16 protein-coding genes are annotated in these 20,457 nt (G+C 58.2%); 8 read left to right on the forward strand and 8 right to left on the reverse strand.

The features are described from left to right. Nucleotides 1-114 precede the first annotated feature (114 nt). Nucleotides 115-615, forward strand: a complete 501-nt coding sequence (locus FKW19_RS03345) for a hypothetical protein (RefSeq protein WP_081461462.1) — start codon at nt 115-117, stop codon at nt 613-615. A 64-nt stretch (nt 616-679) separates the two neighbouring features. Then, on the forward strand, nt 680-1,840 hold the full coding sequence (locus FKW19_RS03350; RefSeq protein ID WP_089178689.1) for an MFS transporter: 1,161 nt from the start codon (nt 680-682) through the stop codon (nt 1,838-1,840). Nucleotides 1,841-1,853: 13 nt separating this feature from the next. Here FKW19_RS03350 and FKW19_RS03355 read toward each other — a convergent pair whose 3' ends face one another. The 4 genes from FKW19_RS03355 to FKW19_RS03370 all read right to left on the reverse strand — a co-directional run bounded on the left by FKW19_RS03355 (nt 1,854) and on the right by FKW19_RS03370 (nt 6,798). Further along, nucleotides 1,854-3,068 (reverse strand): SMP-30/gluconolactonase/LRE family protein, encoded by a 1,215-nt coding sequence (locus FKW19_RS03355; protein WP_035354156.1) that lies wholly within the window; start codon nt 3,066-3,068, stop codon nt 1,854-1,856. Between the two features lie 143 nt (nt 3,069-3,211). Next, nucleotides 3,212-4,672 carry a pyruvate kinase gene (gene pyk, locus FKW19_RS03360; protein WP_006117137.1) on the reverse strand — a complete coding sequence of 487 codons (1,461 nt, stop codon included), beginning with the start codon at nt 4,670-4,672 and terminating at the stop codon, nt 3,212-3,214. Between the two features lie 32 nt (nt 4,673-4,704). Beyond that, nucleotides 4,705-5,706, reverse strand: coding sequence for an SH3 domain-containing protein (locus tag FKW19_RS03365; protein WP_089179889.1), 1,002 nt, complete (start codon nt 5,704-5,706; stop codon nt 4,705-4,707). 279 nt (nt 5,707-5,985) lie between these two features. Continuing rightward, nucleotides 5,986-6,798, reverse strand: coding sequence for a molybdopterin-synthase adenylyltransferase MoeB (locus FKW19_RS03370; RefSeq protein ID WP_006117135.1), 813 nt, complete (start codon nt 6,796-6,798; stop codon nt 5,986-5,988). Between the two features lie 193 nt (nt 6,799-6,991). Between FKW19_RS03370 and FKW19_RS03375 the strand changes: the two genes are divergently transcribed. Next, complete coding sequence (locus FKW19_RS03375; RefSeq protein ID WP_089178688.1) at nt 6,992-7,603, forward strand: DUF2939 domain-containing protein; 612 nt, start codon at nt 6,992-6,994, stop codon at nt 7,601-7,603. A gap of 124 nt (nt 7,604-7,727) precedes the next feature. On the opposite strand, the gene FKW19_RS03380 is transcribed toward FKW19_RS03375, so the two are convergent. Next, nucleotides 7,728-7,958, reverse strand: a complete 231-nt coding sequence (locus FKW19_RS03380) for a DUF3126 family protein (protein ID WP_006117133.1) — start codon at nt 7,956-7,958, stop codon at nt 7,728-7,730. Nucleotides 7,959-8,189: 231 nt separating this feature from the next. Between FKW19_RS03380 and FKW19_RS03385 the strand changes: the two genes are divergently transcribed. The 3 genes from FKW19_RS03385 to FKW19_RS03395 all read left to right on the forward strand — a co-directional run bounded on the left by FKW19_RS03385 (nt 8,190) and on the right by FKW19_RS03395 (nt 12,947). Further along, a complete protein-coding gene (locus FKW19_RS03385; RefSeq protein WP_238331325.1) occupies nt 8,190-8,690 on the forward strand; it encodes a hypothetical protein in 501 nt (166 codons plus the stop codon). Nucleotides 8,691-8,936: 246 nt separating this feature from the next. Next, entirely contained in the window at nt 8,937-10,799 is a 1,863-nt protein-coding gene (locus tag FKW19_RS03390; protein ID WP_089178686.1) for an alginate export family protein, read from the forward strand. A gap of 177 nt (nt 10,800-10,976) precedes the next feature. Further along, entirely contained in the window at nt 10,977-12,947 is a 1,971-nt protein-coding gene (locus FKW19_RS03395; protein WP_089178685.1) for an OPT family oligopeptide transporter, read from the forward strand. Between the two features lie 167 nt (nt 12,948-13,114). Here the strand turns inward: FKW19_RS03395 and FKW19_RS03400 are convergent, their stop codons facing one another. After that, complete coding sequence (locus FKW19_RS03400; RefSeq protein WP_089178684.1) at nt 13,115-15,439, reverse strand: hypothetical protein; 2,325 nt, start codon at nt 15,437-15,439, stop codon at nt 13,115-13,117. A gap of 59 nt (nt 15,440-15,498) precedes the next feature. Then, nucleotides 15,499-16,314 carry a universal stress protein gene (locus FKW19_RS03405; RefSeq protein ID WP_006117128.1) on the reverse strand — a complete coding sequence of 272 codons (816 nt, stop codon included), beginning with the start codon at nt 16,312-16,314 and terminating at the stop codon, nt 15,499-15,501. A 248-nt stretch (nt 16,315-16,562) separates the two neighbouring features. Here FKW19_RS03405 and FKW19_RS03410 point away from each other — a divergent pair, with 248 nt between their 5' ends. Beyond that, the gene (locus tag FKW19_RS03410) at nt 16,563-17,360 is read left to right on the forward strand and encodes an alpha/beta fold hydrolase (RefSeq protein ID WP_089179888.1); all 798 of its coding nucleotides are present in this window, start codon (nt 16,563-16,565) and stop codon (nt 17,358-17,360) included. A 13-nt stretch (nt 17,361-17,373) separates the two neighbouring features. Here the strand turns inward: FKW19_RS03410 and FKW19_RS03415 are convergent, their stop codons facing one another. Next, nucleotides 17,374-19,032, reverse strand: a complete 1,659-nt coding sequence (locus FKW19_RS03415) for an NAD(P)/FAD-dependent oxidoreductase (protein ID WP_089178683.1) — start codon at nt 19,030-19,032, stop codon at nt 17,374-17,376. A gap of 205 nt (nt 19,033-19,237) precedes the next feature. Between FKW19_RS03415 and FKW19_RS03420 the strand changes: the two genes are divergently transcribed. Continuing rightward, the gene (locus tag FKW19_RS03420; protein WP_089178682.1) at nt 19,238-20,425 is read left to right on the forward strand and encodes a cation diffusion facilitator family transporter; all 1,188 of its coding nucleotides are present in this window, start codon (nt 19,238-19,240) and stop codon (nt 20,423-20,425) included. Nucleotides 20,426-20,457: the final 32 nt, after the last annotated feature.

Raw genomic sequence — 20,457 nt, forward strand, 5'->3', positions numbered from 1 at the left:
ACGCCACCGCTTTCTGCCTGAAAGGGTGGAGGATGGCTTTGCTAGTGTTTGCTTGGGCAGACAAATAGCCGCCCGCGCGCAGGAATGCACGCAAAATCCTCACCAGTGCGTATCATGGCTGCCACCGGGGGTGGCCGCACAAGGGCCGCACAGCTTGCATTTACCCCCTTATGGTGGTGTGCTTCCGGCCTTGGAACACATTATATTGAAAGGGTTTTTAGCATGGATATTCAGGCCATAGATCAAACTTACAACCAGTTTCAGGCACAGGCCCAACAATCTGCCACGGCCCTGCAAACACTGTGCGGCAAAATGCAAACTGCTGCCGATGGCGGGGATATGCAGGCGCGTGAATGGTTGCTGGATCTGAAAGAACTGGCCCTTTCCCTGCGGGATGAGCAATCTCAGATTATCAATTTGCTTCAGGCTTTGCACACGGCCCTTGCCACGCAGGTGCAGCAGAATGTGGCCCCGCCGCAGCCCTCCGCCCTAAGTTCCGTTAAGCCGGAAGTAGAAAATGTGCTGGATGATGTCATTAACTCCGGCTTTGCGCATTCCTTGGCATCTGGCGCGGGTTTTGGCATTGGCAACACACTTATCAATAAACTGTTCTAAATACGCGCACGCCTAAGGGTGTGAAGGCTGGCTCCGACGCACGCAACCCGCTACAAGCCAGCCTATGCTGCTTCACCCTCCTGCGCGCTCTATTGTCAGCGCCGCCCCTACTCTTTCCCTTACTGTTGTAGGGCTAATGTTTGGGCTGGTTATGGGGCTGGGTGCACCCCTGTTTACGCTGGAAATGGTGGATCTGGGGTTTGGCACCGGCATGATTGCCGCCAACACCATGATGCACGCTATCGGCTCCTTGGCCATTGCGCCATTTATTCCGCGCATCAGCATAGCTTTAGGCCCCAAACGGGCTGTTACGCTGGCTTTGCTAACAAGCGCTGCCACGCTGGCCCTTTTTCCGCTGTTGCCGTCCATCTGGGTGTGGTTTGGCCTGCGCGCCGTGCTGGGGGCCGCGTGCGAGATTATTCTGGTGCTTTCTGAAAGCTGGCTGAACCAGATTACGCCAGACCACGCCAGAGGCCGCGTGATGGGGCTTTACAGCACGCTGCTTTCCGTTGGCATTGCCGCAGGCCCTGCCTTGCTAACGGTAACGGTAACAGGCCGTACCAGCGCCCTGCCCTTTGCCTGCGCCAGTATTGCCCTTTTGGTTACCACCTGTTTGGTTGCCGCGCCGTGGCTGCCACATCCGCCTCTTACGCCCCCGCAACGCCCCAGCCTGCTGCGCTACCTGCCTTTGGCCCCCATAGTCATTGCCGCCACGTTGCTGATTGCCATGCTGGATTCGGCAGCCACCTCTTTTCTGGCCCTCTACGCCATGCACTCCGGGTGGTCAGAACATGCGGCCACGCTGTTGCTGAGCATCATGCTGCTGGGGGCCACGGCGTTTCAGATTCCCATTGGTTGGATAGGAGACCGCACAAGCCGCCGCTGGCTTCTGGTCTCATTAGCTGGGTTGGCTGCGGGGGGCGCGTTGTTGTGGCCGGTCGCCATTCACCACATTGGGTTTGCCCATGTGCTGCTGTTTGCGTGGGATGGCGTGTTTGCCAGTATTTACACAGTAGCCATGTCTGTGGTGGGAGACCGCTATAAAGGGGGCGATCTGATAGCCATTTACACCCTCAGTTCCCTGGCATGGGGCGCGGGGGCGTTTGTTGGGCCTGCGCTGGCGGCCAGTTCCATGGCGATAACCCCAGATGGCTTGGCATGGTTTGCCGCCGCTGCCTGCGCGCTGTTTGGCCTGCTGCCCTTACTGCTGAAAAAAAGCGCTTAGCCCCTCTGTTTTCTCAGGCTGGGGCTGCGCCTTGGGTGTTCACCTGCAAGCGATAGAGCGAATCCCCCGCGCACATAAACAGCCAATCCCGCTTGGGGCCGCCAAACGTAAGGTTAGAAACGCTTTGCGGTAGGCGAATACGACCAATAAGGTGCCCTTCGGGGTTGAACACAAACACCCCGCACAGCCCCACCGGCCCGCTAACGCCGCACCAGATATTGCCATGCACATCGGCCTTCATGCCATCTGGCCCCATCTGCACGCCTTCAAAACGCATGTTGGTAAACAGGCGCGGGTTGGAAAGTGGCAGTTCTTCCTTGTGCAGATCAAACACATGCACGGCCTGATCTCCATCATGCCCATGCCCGCCCGGCTGCTTGCCTGAGGAAACAACATAAAGCCGTGAAAAATCGGGCGAGAAGCACAAGCCATTGGGGTTGGGCAACTGTGCCTGCGTAAGCACCACATCAAGATGGCCCATTGCATCTACACGGAAGGTATGATCGGCCTGCCGCCGCGTGCCACCCAATGTTCCAATAAGTTCTTCCCCTATTTTCCAGCGGATATGCCCATCTGGGTTGGCCTCACCACCCGGCATGTCGGCATGGCCCTCAGCCACGTTGTCTCCATACCCCGGATCGGTAAACCAGATGCTGCCATCGGGGTGGGCTATCACATCATTGGGGGAGTTGAGGGAGTGGCCCTCAAACTTATCTGCCACCACATGGGCAGACCCATCATGTTCCCACCTAATCACGCGGCGCAAAAAGTGCTCGCACGTAATCTGGCGGCCCTGATAATCAAACGTGTTGCCGTTAGCGTGGTAGGATTCCGGGCGGAAAACCGTTACCTCTCCCGTTTCCCACAAATAGCGGTATTGCTGGCTTGTCACCACATCGCTGAACAGCAGATACCGCCCTTGAGAGGACCACGCAGGCCCTTCCAGCCATGTGCCTTTATTCCATACCCGATGCAGGCCAGCATTGCCGTACAACAGATCCCGAAAAGAGCGATCAATCACCAGCACATCGGGGTCTGGCGTGTAAACGGGAGGAGCATTTGCTCCCCATTGGCGTGGTGGATTGGTGGTAACATCGGGCGGGCGCACGGTATCGGGCAAAATCTCATCCGCCCCACGGGCCAGCACCGGGGCCGCCACGGTTGCAGAAAGCGCGGTTATGCCTTTAAGCATTGCACGTCTTGCCAGCCTGCTACGTGGGGGTGCCATTATGCCTCCTGCGTTTACCGGACAATCTTTGCCGTATGGAGCGGGTGCATACTGCCTTGGCCCTGCACTGTCACCCCTTTGCTGTGGCAACCCCTTTGTGCAAAGGCAAAGGGCCATTGCAAACCCTTTGCCCTACACGGGTTTCAACCAATACGCGCTACACGCAAAAGGTTGGTAGAACCGCTTACGCCAAAGGGCACGCCAGCGGCTATCACGACGGAATCACCTTCCTGCCCTATGCCTGCACGGTTCACGACATCCAGCGCTGCTTCCACCACATCTTCTACCGTGGTTGTGGGTTTATGCGGCGCGCTTACAAAGGCCCGCACGCCCCACACCAACGCCAAGCGCCGGGCAGATGTGTGCGTGGGGGTAATACCCAGAATGGGGCATGTGGGCCGTTCACGCGCAATACGCAGCGCCGTGGGGCCACGGTGCGTATAGGCCACAATGGCCGGAGCCTTGAGCGTATCCGCCACCTGCTGCACGGCGCTGGCAATGGCATCGGCCACATAATCTTCTGGGGCCAGACGGGCGGCGGCCATGTGGGCCTGCCAACCGGCATCTTCTTCCACCCGCCATAAAATACGGTTCATAATCCGCACAGCCTCACGCGGATATTTGCCCGCCGCAGATTCGGCAGAAAGCATCACCGCATCTGCACCATCAAACACGGCGGTTGCCACATCCGATGCCTCGGCCCGTGTGGGGGTTGGGGCGGAAATCATGCTTTCCAACATCTGGGTGGCCACCACAACGGGTTTGCCCAGCCTGCGGGCCGCACGAATAATGCGCTTTTGCACCAGCGGCACGGTTTCGGGCGGGAGTTCAACGCCCAAATCTCCACGCGCTACCATCACCGCATCAGACAGCGCCAGAATGGCATCCAGATTTTCAACGGCCTGCGGTTTTTCCAGCTTAACCAGCACGGCAGCGCGTTCACCCACCAGCGCGCGGGCCTGCGCCACATCCTCGGCCCGCTGCACAAAGGAGAGCGCCACGTAATCCACCCCCAGATCCAACGCAAAAGCCAGATCCTTGCGGTCTTTTTCTGTAAGAGCGGGAATAGGCAGCGCCACATCCGGCACGTTCACACCTTTATGGTCAGAAAGCGGGCCACCTACATCCACCCGCGTTTCTATCCAGTCTGGCCCTACCTTTTCCACCACAACAGCCAGCTTGCCATCATCCATCAGCAGGCGGCTGCCGGGGCGCACGGCACTGATAATTTCTGGGTGTGGCAGATTAACGCGGTGTTCATCCCCCGGTGTGTCAGACAGATCAAACCGAAAGGCCGCACCGGGCTGTAGGGTTACACGGCCTGCGGCAAAACGGCCCACACGCAGCTTTGGCCCCTGCATATCAGCCAGAATACCAATGGGAGTGCCCAATTCTGCCTCTACCTGCCGCACAATGGCGTGGCGGGCGGCATGATCTTCATGCGTGCCGTGAGAAAAGTTAAAGCGGAACACATCCGCCCCGGCCAAAGCCAGATCACGGATGGTTGCATAATCTGAAGAAGCCGGGCCGAGTGTGGCCACAATTTTAGTACGGCACGTTTGCGCCTGTTCTGCACCCGCACCCTGTTGTGTGGATTCAGCCATGTCTGTTTCTCCTTCTAGTCCGCCGGGGTCTTTCAGGAGGGGTTCACGGCCTCATCAGCATCTACACCCCAGATGGCCTTACGCGGCACCCAGCCATTATACTGTTTGACGGAAACCCTGCACCACGCAGACCCCGCCGCACATTCCTTAACAGAGCCTACCGCACCGGGTTTCAGCACCGCTACAACGGGGGCATCATCGCTGGCACTTGCGCGGAGCATAACGGCACCCGCAATGCTTTTGGCATCATCCAACGTGGGCACTGTTTCTACAACGCGCGTATCCATGTGGCCGGATGCGGGAATTTTTTCACCATTCTTGTCTAGCTTGGGGGCAATAGGAGTATCATCCCCCAGTGGTTCACCCGGCACCAGAAAATCTCGCCCGCCCGCAAGGGTGGCCTGCTGCATCCAGCCTTTCTGGCCTGTGGGGTCTTCTACCAAACGCCACACATCAAATTCACGCTCAATACGCATTGGCATCCCACGGCGATGATACACCCAGATAATGGGGAAGCGCTGCCCCGGCCCGGCACGCATGTTCACTTCATCCGCCCGCAATGCCGCATAACGTGGCAGCGGCAGGCCCGTTACGGTGCCTTTTGGGGGTTCTGGCGCGGCATCTGCCGGAGGTGTGGCCGGGTTTGCGGCATCTGCTGCGGCAGTGCCAGCGGCTACGGCACCCGCCCCCACTGCGGCACCGGCAGCAACCGTGGCGGCGGGGTGGTGCTTGGCGGCTGCCGTGTGCGCGGCCTCGTGCCCTGCGGCATGGTGCTTTTTATGATGCTTGCTCTTTTTAGCGTGCTCGGCCTTAGCATCTGCGCTGTCTGACTTGGCGGAAACCTTTTTTCCGGCTTTGGCAGAAGCACCCTCATGCGTGGCTCCGGCATGATGAGCGTGGTGGCTGTGCGCCGTGGTTTTTTTCTGCTCTGCCGCATGGGCAGAAACCGTGGGAACACTGGCAAAAGCCACGGCACAGCCTGCCGCACAGGCCAGCAGGTGAAGCCGGAAAATAGAAGAGCGTGTGAACATCATGCCTGCATCCCTGCCAAGAGAGACGCGCCGGGGCAAGAGGCATCGCTTCTTATCCCATGCGCGAAGGCAGATAAGGTGGCATACCCTGCCCTGCCAAAGCTGCGGCAAATCTAAGCCAAACCTTACATTCCCGCCAGACATGCCCTGCATACACGCCCTATGCCCAACATGCCATGCTGGTGCAGCCCTAGTGTGTCAGATCTGTGTTTTTTGCCGCTGTAACGTGCCGCGCATGCACGTGGCATCAGGAGTCGCAAGCATGTGTGCCGGTGCGCCGGTTTACCCGGCTGAAGGTGTAGCCTGTTGCTGGGGCGTGCAGGCCTGTTCCACCCCCATGCCGCCGCAAACAGGGCAGTTGGGGTCTGCCTCCAGCATAATGGTGGTAAAGCGGGTGCGCAGGGCATCCCACATAAGCAAACGCCCGGCCATGCTTTGCCCTATGTTCAAAAGCTCCTTCAGGGCTTCTGTGGCTTGCAGCGTGCCCATAACACCCGTTACGGCCCCAAATACCCCGGCCTCACCACAGCTCAGGCCAGAGGCTTCACCATCGGTTTGTGGGTAAAGGCAATGGTAACACGGGCCGCCACACCACGGGCGAAAAGTGGAAAGCTGGCCCTCAAACCGCTGCACGGCGGCAGAAACAAGCACTTTGCGGGTTTTTACGCAGGCCGCGTTTACCACGTAGCGGGTGGCAAAGTTATCGCACCCATCACACACCAGATCGTACTGGCTTATCAGCCCTTCCGCCGTGGTGGCATCCAGCCGCTGGGGGTATGTTTCTACTACAATACCGGGGTTAAGCGCCTCTAGCGTGGCGCGGGCGGAATCTATTTTCCTACGCCCCACATCAGCCGTGGCATGCAGGATTTGGCGCTGAAGGTTGGAAAGCTCCACCACATCATCATCCACCAGCCCGATGCGCCCCACACCAGCCGCTGCCAGATACAACGCTGTGGGTGACCCCAAGCCCCCCGCACCAATAATCAGCACGGAAGCCCCTTTCAGCGCCATCTGCCCGATTCCGCCAACCTCAGGCAAAAGAATGTGGCGAGAATAACGCTGGATCTCGTCTTCAGAAAACTGCGAAATCATGGTGGGGCGTCCTGAAAAAAGTAAAAAAGACAGTGAACCGATCGGTCAGAATGGCGTTAAACAGCCAACATGCTTCGTGTTGCGGCAAAAATCACGTTTTTGTAATAACAACAAAAACATGACATGTTAGTGTGCATCAGAGGTATGCTTCTGTTATAGTAACCTGCAAAATCAACATAAGAGGAATGCAAACATGATATCCCTTCCTCAGTTCGGGCAGTCTGCCCGAGCAGCCAGTCTGACCCCGCGCCAGACCGCGCGGGGGATATGTGTTGCCTCAGCCGTAGCGGCACTGGGTGTATATCTGGCTTCCCCTTTTGTAACGCTGTGGAGTGTGGGTTCTGCCCTGCACACCCACGATATGGCGGCCCTTGGGCAAGTGATTAACTGGGGGGCGTTAGATGCCTCCATCAAGCACCAAACGCTTAATGGCCTGCACCTTATCCCTGCATCGGACGATCTGCCCGAATTTGGTGAATCCTTTGCTGCCACGGCTGTTTCCAACGCAGTGGATACCACGGTAACGCAAAACAATCTGGGCATGCTGGTGGATCAGGCCATTCCGGCGGCTGTGCCTGTCAGCCAGCCCAATATTTCCTTCGCTTCTCTGGCGGCTCATGCGTCCGTAAGGTTTGCACGGCTTGATCAGTTTGTGGCGGAAGTGCCCCTGCCAGGGCATGAGCGTGAAACACCCCTGCGCATTGAAATGCGGATACAGGGTTGGCGCTGGAAAATTACCAATGTGGAATTCCCCACGGCGCGGGCTCCAGTGCTTCAGGCCTCTGCTGCGCCATCCAACGCCTGAACTCTAACCCGCCTGCACCCTAGCGTATATGTGGGTGGCCCTTATAAAAAAGGCCACCCACCCGTAGGCGGCAGCGTACTGCCTGCCTACGTATGAAGTGGCCTTGCAAGCCGTTGCGCCAGATTTATTTGGCAGCGGGCAGGTCTTCTTCCAGCACCACAATATTTACGGCGTAGGACACATCACCATCTTCATCATCACGATGGATGGTGCCAATCACTTCACCATCTGCTGCCAGTTCAACAGACATACCTGCACGAGGTGCGGGGTTGATTGTCAGCTTTTCGGAACCCAGCAGCCTGCGCAGAGCTGTCTGAAGCCGGGTGATTTCTGAAGGAGATATGGAACCGCTCATGTCATTCTTTTCCTGCTGGCATAACTTTGCGCCAAAATAAGGCAAACCGCGCAGGCATGGGCCACTCCGCCCGAAAACGGTGGAGCAACCGGGCACTGGCGCGGTCGCCTTTCCGATCTGTGGCCCCGCTATAGGACAACCACCCACGCTGCCGCAACCTTTCCGCAGCATTGCCCTGCCGCCGCCACTTTCTGCTGTGCATGTGACTTACTGGTTAGAGGAGGATCTGCCTTGCGTTTCTTGCGTGCTCTTGTGCCGATGCTTTCTGCCTGCGTGCCTGTTGGAGTGTGCCTTTTTGCCCTGCAACATGCGCCACCGCCCCCGATGCAACCAGAACGCACAGCCCATATTCTCAACATGGTGGCACATGATGGCGCTGCCCAAACAGCTCAAGCCCTCTCTCGCCAAAAAGGCTGGGCGGATGTGCAGCACGCCGTAACCTCTGGCCAGCCCGATGCCGCGCGCCTTGTGCCCGCGCTTTTGCCATCCGCAGATTCGCACACAACGCGTACACTTTACAAAACCATGCAGGCCGCCCTGCCCAAGCACCCGGCTGTTGTGCTGGCTGCTACCAAGCAAGGTACATCCATACAGGCAGATTTGCAGGCTGTATGTTCCCCCATAGGCATGAGCCACACATGGCGCCAACAAGCCCGCCAAGCAGTGGCCCATGTGCATGATGTTCATCTGTCTGACCGTGCGCAACGGTGCCTGAACAGACTGGATGGCTGAACACTTTTTTGTTTATTTCTTAAATCAGTTTTTATGAAACCCTGAAGCTGGCACAAAAACCCAAGAAATACTGCCAGTTTCAGCCGGTCTATGCGCGCCTTTTCAGCCGCAAATGCTACACAAGCCAGAAATGCACAACACGCAATTTAGATATGACCTGAGCGCGTGAAGTGATAACATCCAAATATTAGATATTCATTATTAGAATATCTCCCAAAAAAAATAACAAGAAGCGAACCCCGGCCCATGACCGCATACCCCGGATTTTCTCGTCCCGGACAGGCCATTGCCGCCGTTTACTGTCCGGCTTTTTCTTCTCCTGCTCTCCCTGCCCGCACGCCTGTTTATTGGCCTGCCTTTGGCCTACACGCCCTGCTTGCAGCCTCTGCCGCCGGATTTGCGGTGTGTCTTGCCCCCTACGCTACGGCGGCAGAAACAGCCCCTAACGCCGCGCATCTGCATTACCCGCACACACCTGCCGTTGTGCGCACAACACCAACCACTGTTGTGCCCGCCAAGGAAGCCCCAGCAGAAGTCACATCCTCTGCCACTCCTGCCGCCAAGCCGGGGTTTTGGGATAATGCACGCCTGCTGCCCCCGCTCACCAGCCGACCAGAAGCATATGGTCAGCCCCAATCTTTGGAGCTTTCCCCCTTATCTACCGCCCTGCTGCACCAAGGGCCGTGGGGGGTATTTAACGCCAATACCGGGGCTGCCGCAGGGTTTGGCACCGTGGGGTATTATGCTGTTTCGCGGTGGGCGGAGGATTGGTCCAGCCTGCGGGACAAGCGCAACCGCATAGATGCCATGGATGCGCTTAAATACATTCCCTTCAATCAGGAAGGAGATATCTACCTGTCCTTCAGCGGCAACTTCCGCCAGCACAACTTTTATGATCAGCGCGCAGGATTTGGCACCACCAAAAAAGATCCTGCCTATCGCAACAACTTTCGCTGGAATCTGGGCGCAGACCTGCACCTGGGCGAGCACGTCCGCCTGTATGGGGAGCTGATGAGCGGGCAAGCCGCAGGTGTAAACTACTATGGCTATGCCGGAGGCCGCTGGCGCAGCAAGCTGGATGCCCAGCAGGCGTTTGTAGAAGTGCGCGGCAAAGTGCTGGGCGCCACCGTAGGCGGCATGGCCGGGCGCATGACCTTTTTGGATGCCCCCCCATATTTTACGGCAGGAAGCGTGTACCCCACCCTGCCGTATTCATGGAACGGCCTGCGCGGCTATGCCTTTTGGAAGAACTTTCGCGTAGATGGTTTTTATCTAACCCTAACAGATAACAGCCCGCCCATTGCCTTCCATGATACCGTGGGGTGGAGATCTCGCCTGTTTGGGGCTTACACATCCTACGCGCTGCCCAAGTTCTCGTTTCTGGGCAAAAACAGCCAAGTGTTTGTAGATAGCTTTTACTACGGCATTATTCTGGCCAGCAGCGCTCTGCCCACAGCAGCAGGTGGCAGCATTGCGGGTTCTACCCACCGTGATACGCCGGGCATGCGCGTATGGGGTAACGCCGGGCCTGTTGAATTTTCTGTTGGCGGCATGTGGCAGGGGGGAGAATTCCGCGCGGCCAAAAGCGGCCCCACACGGCCTGTTTCTGCTTATTCCATCAACGCCACACTCTCATGGCGCTTTGCCAAATGGGCGGGGCATCCGGCTGTGGGGATTCAGGTGGATGATGTTTCTGGCGGCAACATGAACAAAAGCCAGAGCAGCAGTTGGGGCAGCTTTCTTTCACCCTACGTGCCCAGCGCCTACTACCTGGATATCAGCACCTATATCGGGCAATCCAACATTATTGATGTAGGGCCTATTGCCACGGTTTCCCCCACCCCCAACACCACCTTGCTGATGAAGGTGCCCGTGGTGTGGCGCAATAGCAAACAAGATGCCATTTATGCCAGCGGCACAGCCTTTTATAACCTGCGCCCACATGGGGCCTATACGGCCACTATGCCGCAGGCCAGCTTTACGTGGCGTGCCACGCGCCACATTACGCTAAGCATTGATGGCGAATATATTTTTGCTTCCAAAACCATGATTAACGCGGGCGCATCCTCCGGCGCGTTCGTGCAGAGCAACTTGGAACTTACCTTTTAACCCTCGCTTTTGTGCCCATTGGGCCACAGCGGTACAGACAAACTGCCCCGTCCATCGTAATGCTTGCAGCATATACAAACCAGACGGGGCAGCCCCATGCGCCACGCATGTCCTGCACATGCATCCATCGGGCCGCCTTGCCACAGCCAGACCAAGCAAGCAGCCCGAGGCCCCAGCATGACGCCATCCCCCACCCGCCAAGAACTCACCCTGCGCGGGCTTGTGCTGGGCGCACTCATCACCATCGTTTTTACTGCTTCCAACGTGTATCTGGGCCTGCGTATTGGGCTTACGTTTGCATCCTCCATTCCCGCTGCGGTTATTTCCATGGCTGTGCTGCGGATGCTGGGCGGTGGCTCCATTTTGGAAAACAATATGGTGCAAAGCCAAGCCTCGGCAGCGGGCACGCTTTCTTGCGTGTTTGCCACCTTTCCGGGGTTGGTTATGGCGGGGTATTGGCAGAACTTTCCGTTCTGGCAAACGGCGGGGCTTTCACTCGCCGGGGGCATATTGGGCGTGCTGTTTACAATTCCACTACGGCGCGCACTGGTTACAGAAAGCAGCCTGCCTTACCCAGAGGGCGTGGCTGCGGCAGAAATTTTGCGCGCCGGGGCAGAAAAAGGCCATAGCCACGGGCTGCGCGCCCTTATTGGCGGCGGTGTTATTGCCACGCTTTTTTCATTCGCCAGTGCTGGGCTGCGGCTTTTGGCCGATACACTCACCCTTACAGCCACCGCTGGGGCTGCGGTGTTTCAATTTTCCGGCGGGCTTTCCCTCGCTCTTGTTGGGGCGGGCTATCTGGTGGGGATAGCTGGCGGGTTGGCCATGCTGCTGGGCTGCATTCTGGCGTGGGGCATGGGTGTGCCATGGTTAACGGCCCATTTGCCCAACCCGGAACATCTAGCCCCTGCCGCCTTTGCGCATGATGTATGGCTGCACAAGGTGCGCTTTATTGGTGCGGGGGCCATTGCCGTGGCCTCACTCTGGACATTGGTGGAACTTATGCCGCCTGTGCTGCGTGGCCTGCGCGCCATGTTTACAGGCCGCGGCCAAACGCTGGTGCCCGATACAGAGCGCGATATGTCTGGCCGCAGCATGGGGCTGTTGCTGCTGCTTTCCGCCGCCATGCTGGCTGGGCTGTTTGCGTATTTTCTGGCCCCTGTTGCGGTGGGGTTTTGGCCTGTTGTGGCCGCTGCTGTGCTGTTTTGCATTGTGTTCGGTTTTATTATGGCGGCAGCCTGTGGCTATATGGCGGGCATTGTGGGGTCTTCCTCCTCCCCCATATCGGGCATTATCATTATTGGCGCTGTGCTTTCCGCCCTGATGATACTGGCGCTGGAAGCCTTGGGCCTTACCCCCACCAGCATGATGGCCGAGGGGCAAAAACTGGCCACGGCGTTTACCATTTTGGTGCTTTCGGCCATTACGGCCACGGTGGCCATTTCCAACGATAACCTGCAAGATCTTAAAACCGGGCAGCTTGTTGGGGCATCGCCATGGAAGCAGGAAGTGGCGCTGATTGTAGGCTGTGTGGTGGGGGCTGCGGTTATTCCACCTGTGCTAAACCTGCTTTATCAAGCCTATGGTTTTGCTGGCACCATGCCCCGCCCCGGCATGGACCCCACGCATGCGCTTTCCGCCCCACAGCCTGCGCTTATTGCCATGATCGCCAACGGCATTTTTACGCACTCGCTGGATTGGAGCATGCTTTCCATTGGCATGGCGCTGGGGGCTGTTCTGGTAGGGGTGGATCAGCTTTTGCGCCGCCGCCATATGGCGTTGCCACCTTTGGGCGTGGCGGTGGGGCTGTATCTTCCTGCCTCTGTTAGTATCACGTTGGCTGTTGGGGCTATTCTGGGTTGGGGGTTAAAACACCACATCAAAACCCGCAGGGCACAGAACCACCAAACAGAACCTGCTGCCAACGCCGCCATTGGCACCATGCTGGCTTCTGGCTTTATTGTGGGGGAAAGCCTGACAGGTGTTGCGCTGGCCGTGCTTTCTGGCGCGTTGGGGCAGGATGATGCGCTCTCCATCGCGCACTATGTGCCCGCAAACCTGCCGCCTGTGTTGGGCGCTGCTGCTTTTGTGGCTGTCTGCTGGTGGTTTGCGCGTAAAACCCTGCAAGCTGAAACACAGGGGCATTAAACGCGGCCTACGCAAAAGGCTTACCCCGGCAAGGGCGTACAACACGTAAACACCCTTTAAGATATGCGGCGGGTGGAGCGCGCTGCGTTCTGTTTGGCAAACCTGTAAGGCATTCAAAGGAACGTTACAGCCTTATTGGATTTTTTCTTTGTAGAATCAGGATTTTTTCATTTTTGTCTGCGCCTAAAGCCCAATCCCAACAACCCCAAGCCAAACACCAGCCCCGCCCAGCCCCACGCCATACCGGGTGGGGTAAAGGAAAAGCAAATATCCGCGGCCCCTTTTGGCAAAGTGATGCGCTGGAACAGGTTTTCTTCATACCCAATAGCGGCTTCCTGCCCGTTGATGCGCACATGCCAACCGGGCAGCATAAGTTCGTGCCGAATAAGTAGGGCAGCCGTGCGGCAATGTGTGCGGAGTACGGTGCGGGAGATTGGGTGGATCTCGCAGCCCTCTGCGGTCTCAAAATACGGGGCGGGATGAGGCAGGCGGTACAGATCATTCGCGGCACTGCTGTAAAGCAATTGCAGACGTTTTTCGGCGGGGGCCTCCTGCTGGCCCGGCAGCACCATACCATGCGGCACAACTGCCAGAGCCACGCCCAAGCGTTCCAGAACCTCCGGCTTTTGGCCCAGAACATCCTGCAAAAAGAAGTGCCCATTCGGGGTGTTAGGCGTAATGCCATCAAACGTAACGGGGTTAAGGTTTGCGCCAAAATCCTGCTGCAAACGGGCAATCCACGCAGCAGGCATGGGCACGCCGTTGTGGTTGAGAGAGGCCAGCCCAAAATACGCACCATAATTGGGAGCCAACCCGCCAAGAGATACAAACCTGTTCAGCCCGATTTGTGCCTTCATGGTGTTGATAAGCGTGGCATCTACCGGCAGCACGCTGCGGGTGGAGAGTAGCGGCACGCAAAACAGAAAAAGCGCTTCTGCCACCACGGCACTTGCCAGAACAGCACAGCGCCACCGCGCCAAAACCGGCAATAGCAACGCGGCAAGGCATAGTGCCACCAATGCACCACCTGCCAGCACAGAGCCAAAAGCATAAAAGCGGGAAGGCACAGGCCCTTGCGCAAAGCCCCATAAATCAGCCCGTGCGGGGGCGTTCCAGCGCCATACGGCATAGGTGGACAGCAGCAGAACACCACCGGCACACAGCGCAGGCCATGCGGATATCAGCCAGCTTTTGACACGTTGTTTTGCAACACCCGCGCCCGCCTGAGCACCAATATTGCGGCACACATCATCCAGCCCGAAGGCGGCCAGAAGAATAAGCGCCATTTCCTCCATCGGGTAGCAAAAGCGATGGAAAAACGTGAGGGCTATACCGGGTATCATATCCATAAGCGGGGCTATGCCGGGCAGGTTGGCCTGCTTGCCCACACAAGCCACAAAATAGGCCGCCAGCATAATACGTGCCGCCCGGTCTCGCCGCCCCCATAGGCCCAGAAGTGCCAAAAATGGCAGCACAGCCCCCCAATATCCGCCAACACTCCACCATGCCTCGTACCGAGAGGCCGGGCCGTAAAAAATGGGGCCATTGATGTAAGGAAACAGCGCCATAGCCCAGCATGTGATGGGCTGGGTGATGGAAATACCCGCTGCGTGGTCTCCCACCCACGCATGGGGCAAATAGGTGGCAAACGCCACAAGCTGCGGGGCAGCTAAAAGCAGGGCCGTGCTGCCGCCAACCGCAATGGCGGCGGCAAACGGTGCGCGTGCCCCCGCAGGCTGTTGCGCCAGACGCAAAAAAGCCCAGCACAATACCAATGTGCCCTGCAAAAACGCAGTTTCGGGAAAGCTGGAAAGCACCATGCCCCCCAAGCCAAGGGCCAGCAGGCCCCAGTTACGTATATCGGCCCAGCCATGTGCCGTGCCACGCAACACCTCCACCCCCAGCAAGGCCAAAGGCAAAAAGGCCAGCGGCTGGCTTGGCCCATCCGATGCCCACGCAAACGTGCCGTTAAACGCCCACAGCACAGCACCGGCCAACACCACGCGCGCATCCAGCCCCAGCTTGCGCAGCAGGGCGTACATGCAAAAACCTGCCAGAATTTGCAGCGCAATTTTAAGCAGCAACAGCCCACCGGGCAGGCCTAAAAGCAGCACAAAAGGCAAAAAGAACGCGCCGGGCTGATACTCCCCCGCCAACGGCATGCCCACGCCGCTATACGGGTTCCACCACGGCAAAACACCATGCCGCCAATCTGCTGCGGCCAAGTGGCCCAATGCCTGCACAATAACACCCGCGCAGCCATCTACCCACCCCGGCAAACCGGGTAACATGCCGCCTTCCAGCCAGTTGCGCCGCGTTTGCGTGCCTGCCGAAAGCACAGAAATAGGGTCGGACGTTGCGCCACCCCACAGCATCGGGCCCAGAAGTTCTGGCAGATGCACCAGCACAGGCAGCAATGCCAGCACAACCACGTGCCATACAGGCCAGTGAGCACAAAACCGATGGCGGGCAAAAAAAGAAAAAGCGGGCATATGCCCGCCTTAGCAAAGGGGAAGCCGTATTCCTACACAATACGCCCCTTGTATGTGCGTTAGTGCTGCAAAAAGACCGGCACATCCGGGTGGGCCAGAATATAATCCGTAGCACTGCCCATAAGCCGATTATACAGCATGCTGTGCTGATACCCGCCTATCACCAACAAATCCGCCCGCCGGGCATCTACCTCACCCAGAATGGATTGTGCGGCCTTGCTGGCATCATCACTTGGATTCATCTCCACCCGTTCGGGCGTAATGCCGGGCAAGATATCCATCGGCATGGGGGAAGCCGGTGTTTGCAATACATCCACCTGTTTGGCCTGCGCCAGCAATACGCGGGCAGAGGCAAACGCCTTGCGGCAACCCTCCGTATCTTTCCATGCCATCAGAATATGGTCCCCACTTGGGCGATCCCAAAAGGGTGGCACAAACAGAACGGGGCGGCCTGTTTGAAAAATGGCTGAACGGGTGGCCAGTTTTTTCTGGTCACTATCCCGGCTATCGGGAAAGTTCATAATCAGCAAATCGGCATCCTTGCCATAACCGCTGATAATTCTGTCCACCGTAATTTCGGGGTCCAGCCAGTTTACTTCCACCTTGCTTAACCGTTCTGCGCCAGAACCATATTCCTCCGCCAGCCAGCGGTGGAAAATTGTGTGCAGGCTATCGGCCCATTCACGCTGGTTTTCGCGCAGCACGGCAGCGCTTTCATCTGTCAGGCCCATATTGCCCAGCACCTGCGTAGGAGGCTCCCGCGCGGCCAGAACATCCATGCGGTTGCCGTTTACGCGGGCCAGAAACTGTGCGGCCATGTTCAGCAGCACTTCCGCCTGATCCTGCTGGCTGAGAATAACAAGACATCTCTGCATTGCTTGCGCTCTCCCGTTTTTATCTGTGGCGTGTCACCACGCACACCTATGGTGGGCCAGCGCCAGAAAGCATTCACACCAAACGTGCCCGCCGGCTAAAGGGTTGCCCATCGCCCCAACTGTGCCACGCCTGCCCTCTCTCTGGAAGGTGAAGAAAAAACATGCCGCCCCCTCTCGCATTTCGGGGCAAAGCGCGGCACAACCGCAAGGATAACACCAGCCCTTACGCAAAAAAGGATACGGCCACCGTGTTGCTGAACGTGATTGAACGCGGCCCCGATGCCCCCTCTCCCCTGCCGCCGGTTGTGCTGTTGCACGGGCTGTTTGGCCGTGCGCGCAATCTGGGTTTTGTGCAACGTAAGCTGGCCGCCTCCCGCCAAACGCTGGCAATGGATTTACGCAACCACGGCAACAGCCCCCACGGCCCCATGAGCTACCCCGCCATGGCGGAAGATGTGCTGGAAACCATGCACCATCATGGCATCAAAAAAGCCTTGGTGCTTGGCCATTCCATGGGTGGCAAAACCGCCATGATGCTCTCCCTTATTCACCCACAGGCCGTGCAAAGCCTGCTGGTGGTGGATATTGCCCCCGGCCAGGGTGGCTTTGCGCGGATGGATCTGCCGCCGGGGCTGGATAAGCTGGTTTTTCCCCCGCATCTGGATTTACGCAGCGCAGATGAGCTGTTGCGCCCGCTGATAAGCAATGATGCCGTGCGGCAATTGATGATCCAGAACATCCGCATGGGGGATAACCCCGGCTGGGCCATTGGCATGCACGACATTCTGGCCGGAATGCCCGCCATGATGGGCTGGCCCACATTGCCCCCTAGTGCGCAATATAGTGGCCCCACGCTGTTTATTCGGGGGGAAACATCACCCTATATTCAGCCCACCAATTACCCACAGATGCGCCATCTGTTCCCGCACTATCGGTTGGAAACAATCAACGGCGCAGGCCATTGGGTGCATGCAGATGCTCCGCGCCGGTTTATGGAACTGGTGGAAGAATTTGCCACCCAGACAGAAGACGCCTCCACACCCTGAAGGCGCAAAAAACCTAACGGGGTGGCAGTGTGGCTGGCTTGCCTGCCAGATTAAGGGCCACGGCCTCCGCAATGCGGATACCATCCATAGAGGCAGAGAGAATACCACCCGCATAACCTGCCCCTTCACCCGCCGGATACAGGCCCGGCGTATTGATAGACTGCCCGCCCTCATTCCGTGGAATGCGCAAGGGGGAGGATGTGCGGGTTTCCACCCCGGTCATCACCGCGTCTTCCATGGCAAAGCCGCGGATCTTGCGGTCAAACTTCGGCAGGGCCTCACGCAGGGCTTCCACCACAAAATCGGGCAGGCATTTTGAAAGATCGGTGGGGGTTACGCCCGGTTTGTAGGAGGGCACAACATCCCCCAACGTGGTAGAAGGGCGGCCTGCCAGAAAATCTCCTACACGCTGGGCGGGGGCACGGTAATCTCCACCTCCCAGTTCAAACGCCTTGCGCTCCCATTGGCGTTGAAAGGCCATGCCCGCCAGCGGGTCATCCGGGTAATCCACACCGGGGCGCAGTTCCACCACTATGCCGGAATTGGCGTTACGCTCGGCGCGGGAATACTGGCTCATGCCGTTGGTAACCACCTGCCCTTCTTCCGAAGTAGCCGCCACCACGGTGCCGCCGGGGCACATGCAAAAGGAATACACGCCCCGCCCGTTGCTGGCATGGTGCACCAGCCGATATTCCGCAGCGCCCAGAAGCTCGTTTCCCGCGCTGGGGCCAAACTGCGCCACATCTATGACCGATTGCGGGTGCTCAATCCGCACCCCAATGGAAAACGGCTTGGCCTGCATGGCCACATCTTCGGCCTGCAACATGGCAAACGTATCACGCGCGCTGTGGCCCACGGCCAGAATAACGTGATCGGCGTGTATGGTCTCACCCTCAGCAGTGCGCACACCTTCTACCGCGCGGGTTTGCGGGTTAAGCACCAACCCATCCACACGGGTTTGAAAACGGTATTCCCCACCTGCTTCCTCTACCTCGCGCCGAATATGCTCCACCATGGAAACAAGGCGGAATGTGCCAATATGCGGGTGGGCCAGATACAGAATATCCTCCGGCGCGCCAGCTTTTACAAACTCCTCCAGCACCTTGCGGCCTAAAAAGCGTGGGTCTTTAACCTGGCTATACAACTTGCCATCAGAAAAGGTTCCGGCCCCGCCCTCACCAAACTGCACGTTGCTTTCTGGCGTAAGTTCAGAGCGCCGCCATAGGGCAAACGTATCCACTGTGCGCTCACGCACCACCTTGCCGCGTTCCAGCAGCAGCGGGCGCAGGCCCATGCGCGCCAGCACAAGGGCGGCCATAAAGCCGCACGGCCCGGCACCTATAACAATAGGGCGCTTGTAACTGGGCTGAGCAGCCAGTTCTGCCCCATTAGCAATAGGGGGCACCCATTCCATGTTGGGGGATGGCTGTACGTGGTTATCCTTGGGGTGGGCGGCACGGTAACGGGCCAGCACGGCGGCCTCGTCCCTTACGGTGCAATCCACGGCATAAACCAGCTTAATGGCCACCCGCTTGCGGGCATCGTGCCCGCGCTTGAACACGCTGTAATGCTCCAACGCATCTTGGGTAATGTTCAGCCGCTCGCAGATTGCCTGTGCCAACGCCTGTGGCGAATGGTCTAGCGGAAGCCGTAATTCGGTCAATCTGAGCATGCGCTGTGCCCTTACCTTTCAAACAGGCGTGAAAAAAATCTGCTCTTTCCCTAAGCTGCTCTGCCGTGTGGCGCAATATTGGCGGTGTGGGTCACAAAAAAGATGTTGCCCTTCCCTGCCATCCTTAGCAGACATAGATAAGACAGACCGGGTTGGTCCTGTTGGTTTGCCCCTGCCCAGCCATTATTGTTCCATTCATTCAGGAATGCTTCTTCCCATGCCTTCGCCGCACGATCATATGCCCTCTTCCCAGCCTGCGGATTCAGCCTGTGGTCATGCACACCACACGCCGGGCCAACCAGACGCGCACAGCCATGCAGAAGCCTGCACCGCAGAGCATGATCCCGCAGCAGATGCGCACACCCACGCGTATGAATGCAGCGCAGGAGAGCATGATCACGCCCATGATGATCACGCTGGGCATGATGACCATACCGGGCACAACCATGCTGCGGGTGGAAGTTGCGGGCACAGCCACGGTTTTGGGCACGCCCATGTGCATACGCCAGCCTCCTTCGGCAAAGCGTTTGCCATAGGTATTGCGGCCAACAGCCTTTATCTGGTGGCCGAAGCGCTGTGGGGCTTTTTCTCGCACTCGCTGGCACTGCTGGCCGATGCAGGGCACAACCTTTCCGATGTGCTGGCGCTGGCGGCGGCATGGATGGCCCAGCACCTTTCCCAACGCTCGCCCTCGCTGCGGTTTACGTATGGGTTGCGGCGCTCATCCATTCTGGCGGCACTGGCCAACGCGCTGGTGTTGATGCTGGTAACAGGCGGCGTAGCGTGGGAAGCCATTACCCGCTTGTTTGACCCCGCCCCCGTAGCTGGCAAAACCATGATGATTGTGGCCGCCCTTGGCATTGTGGTGAACGGCGCCACCGCCCTGCTTTTTGCCTCTGGGCAGAAGGGAGACCTCAACATTCGCGCGGCCTTCATGCACCTTATGGCGGATGCTGTTACCTCCCTTGCCGTGGTGATAGCAGGCGGTTTGGTGCTGCTAACGGGCCTGAACTGGATAGACCCTGCCATAAGCTTGGCCATTTCCATTGTTGTGGTGGCCAGCACATGGTCTTTGCTGCGGGATTCCTTGGATATGGCGCTGGATGCCGTGCCCCGCGCGGTGGATGCCGGGGCCGTAGAAGGCTTTTTGCGCACCCTGCCCGGTGTGGCGGATCTGCATGATCTGCACATCTGGCCCATTAGCACCACGGAAACAGCGCTAACGGTGCATTTGGTGCGCACCTCCGCCACGGTGCAGGAAAGTGATACCGCCCTGCTGGAAAAAGCCGCCGCCGCCCTGCGTGAACGCTTTGGCATTGTGCACCCCACCTTGCAGATAGAAGGCGCAGATTATGCCCCATCCTGCGCCTTAACAGACCCGCACACCGTCTGACACGCCTTTCCTTTTCCCGCGCATTTTATGCC

This window comes from Acetobacter sp. DmW_125128 (assembly GCF_008704325.1).
Lineage (GTDB): Bacteria > Pseudomonadota > Alphaproteobacteria > Acetobacterales > Acetobacteraceae > Acetobacter > Acetobacter oryzifermentans.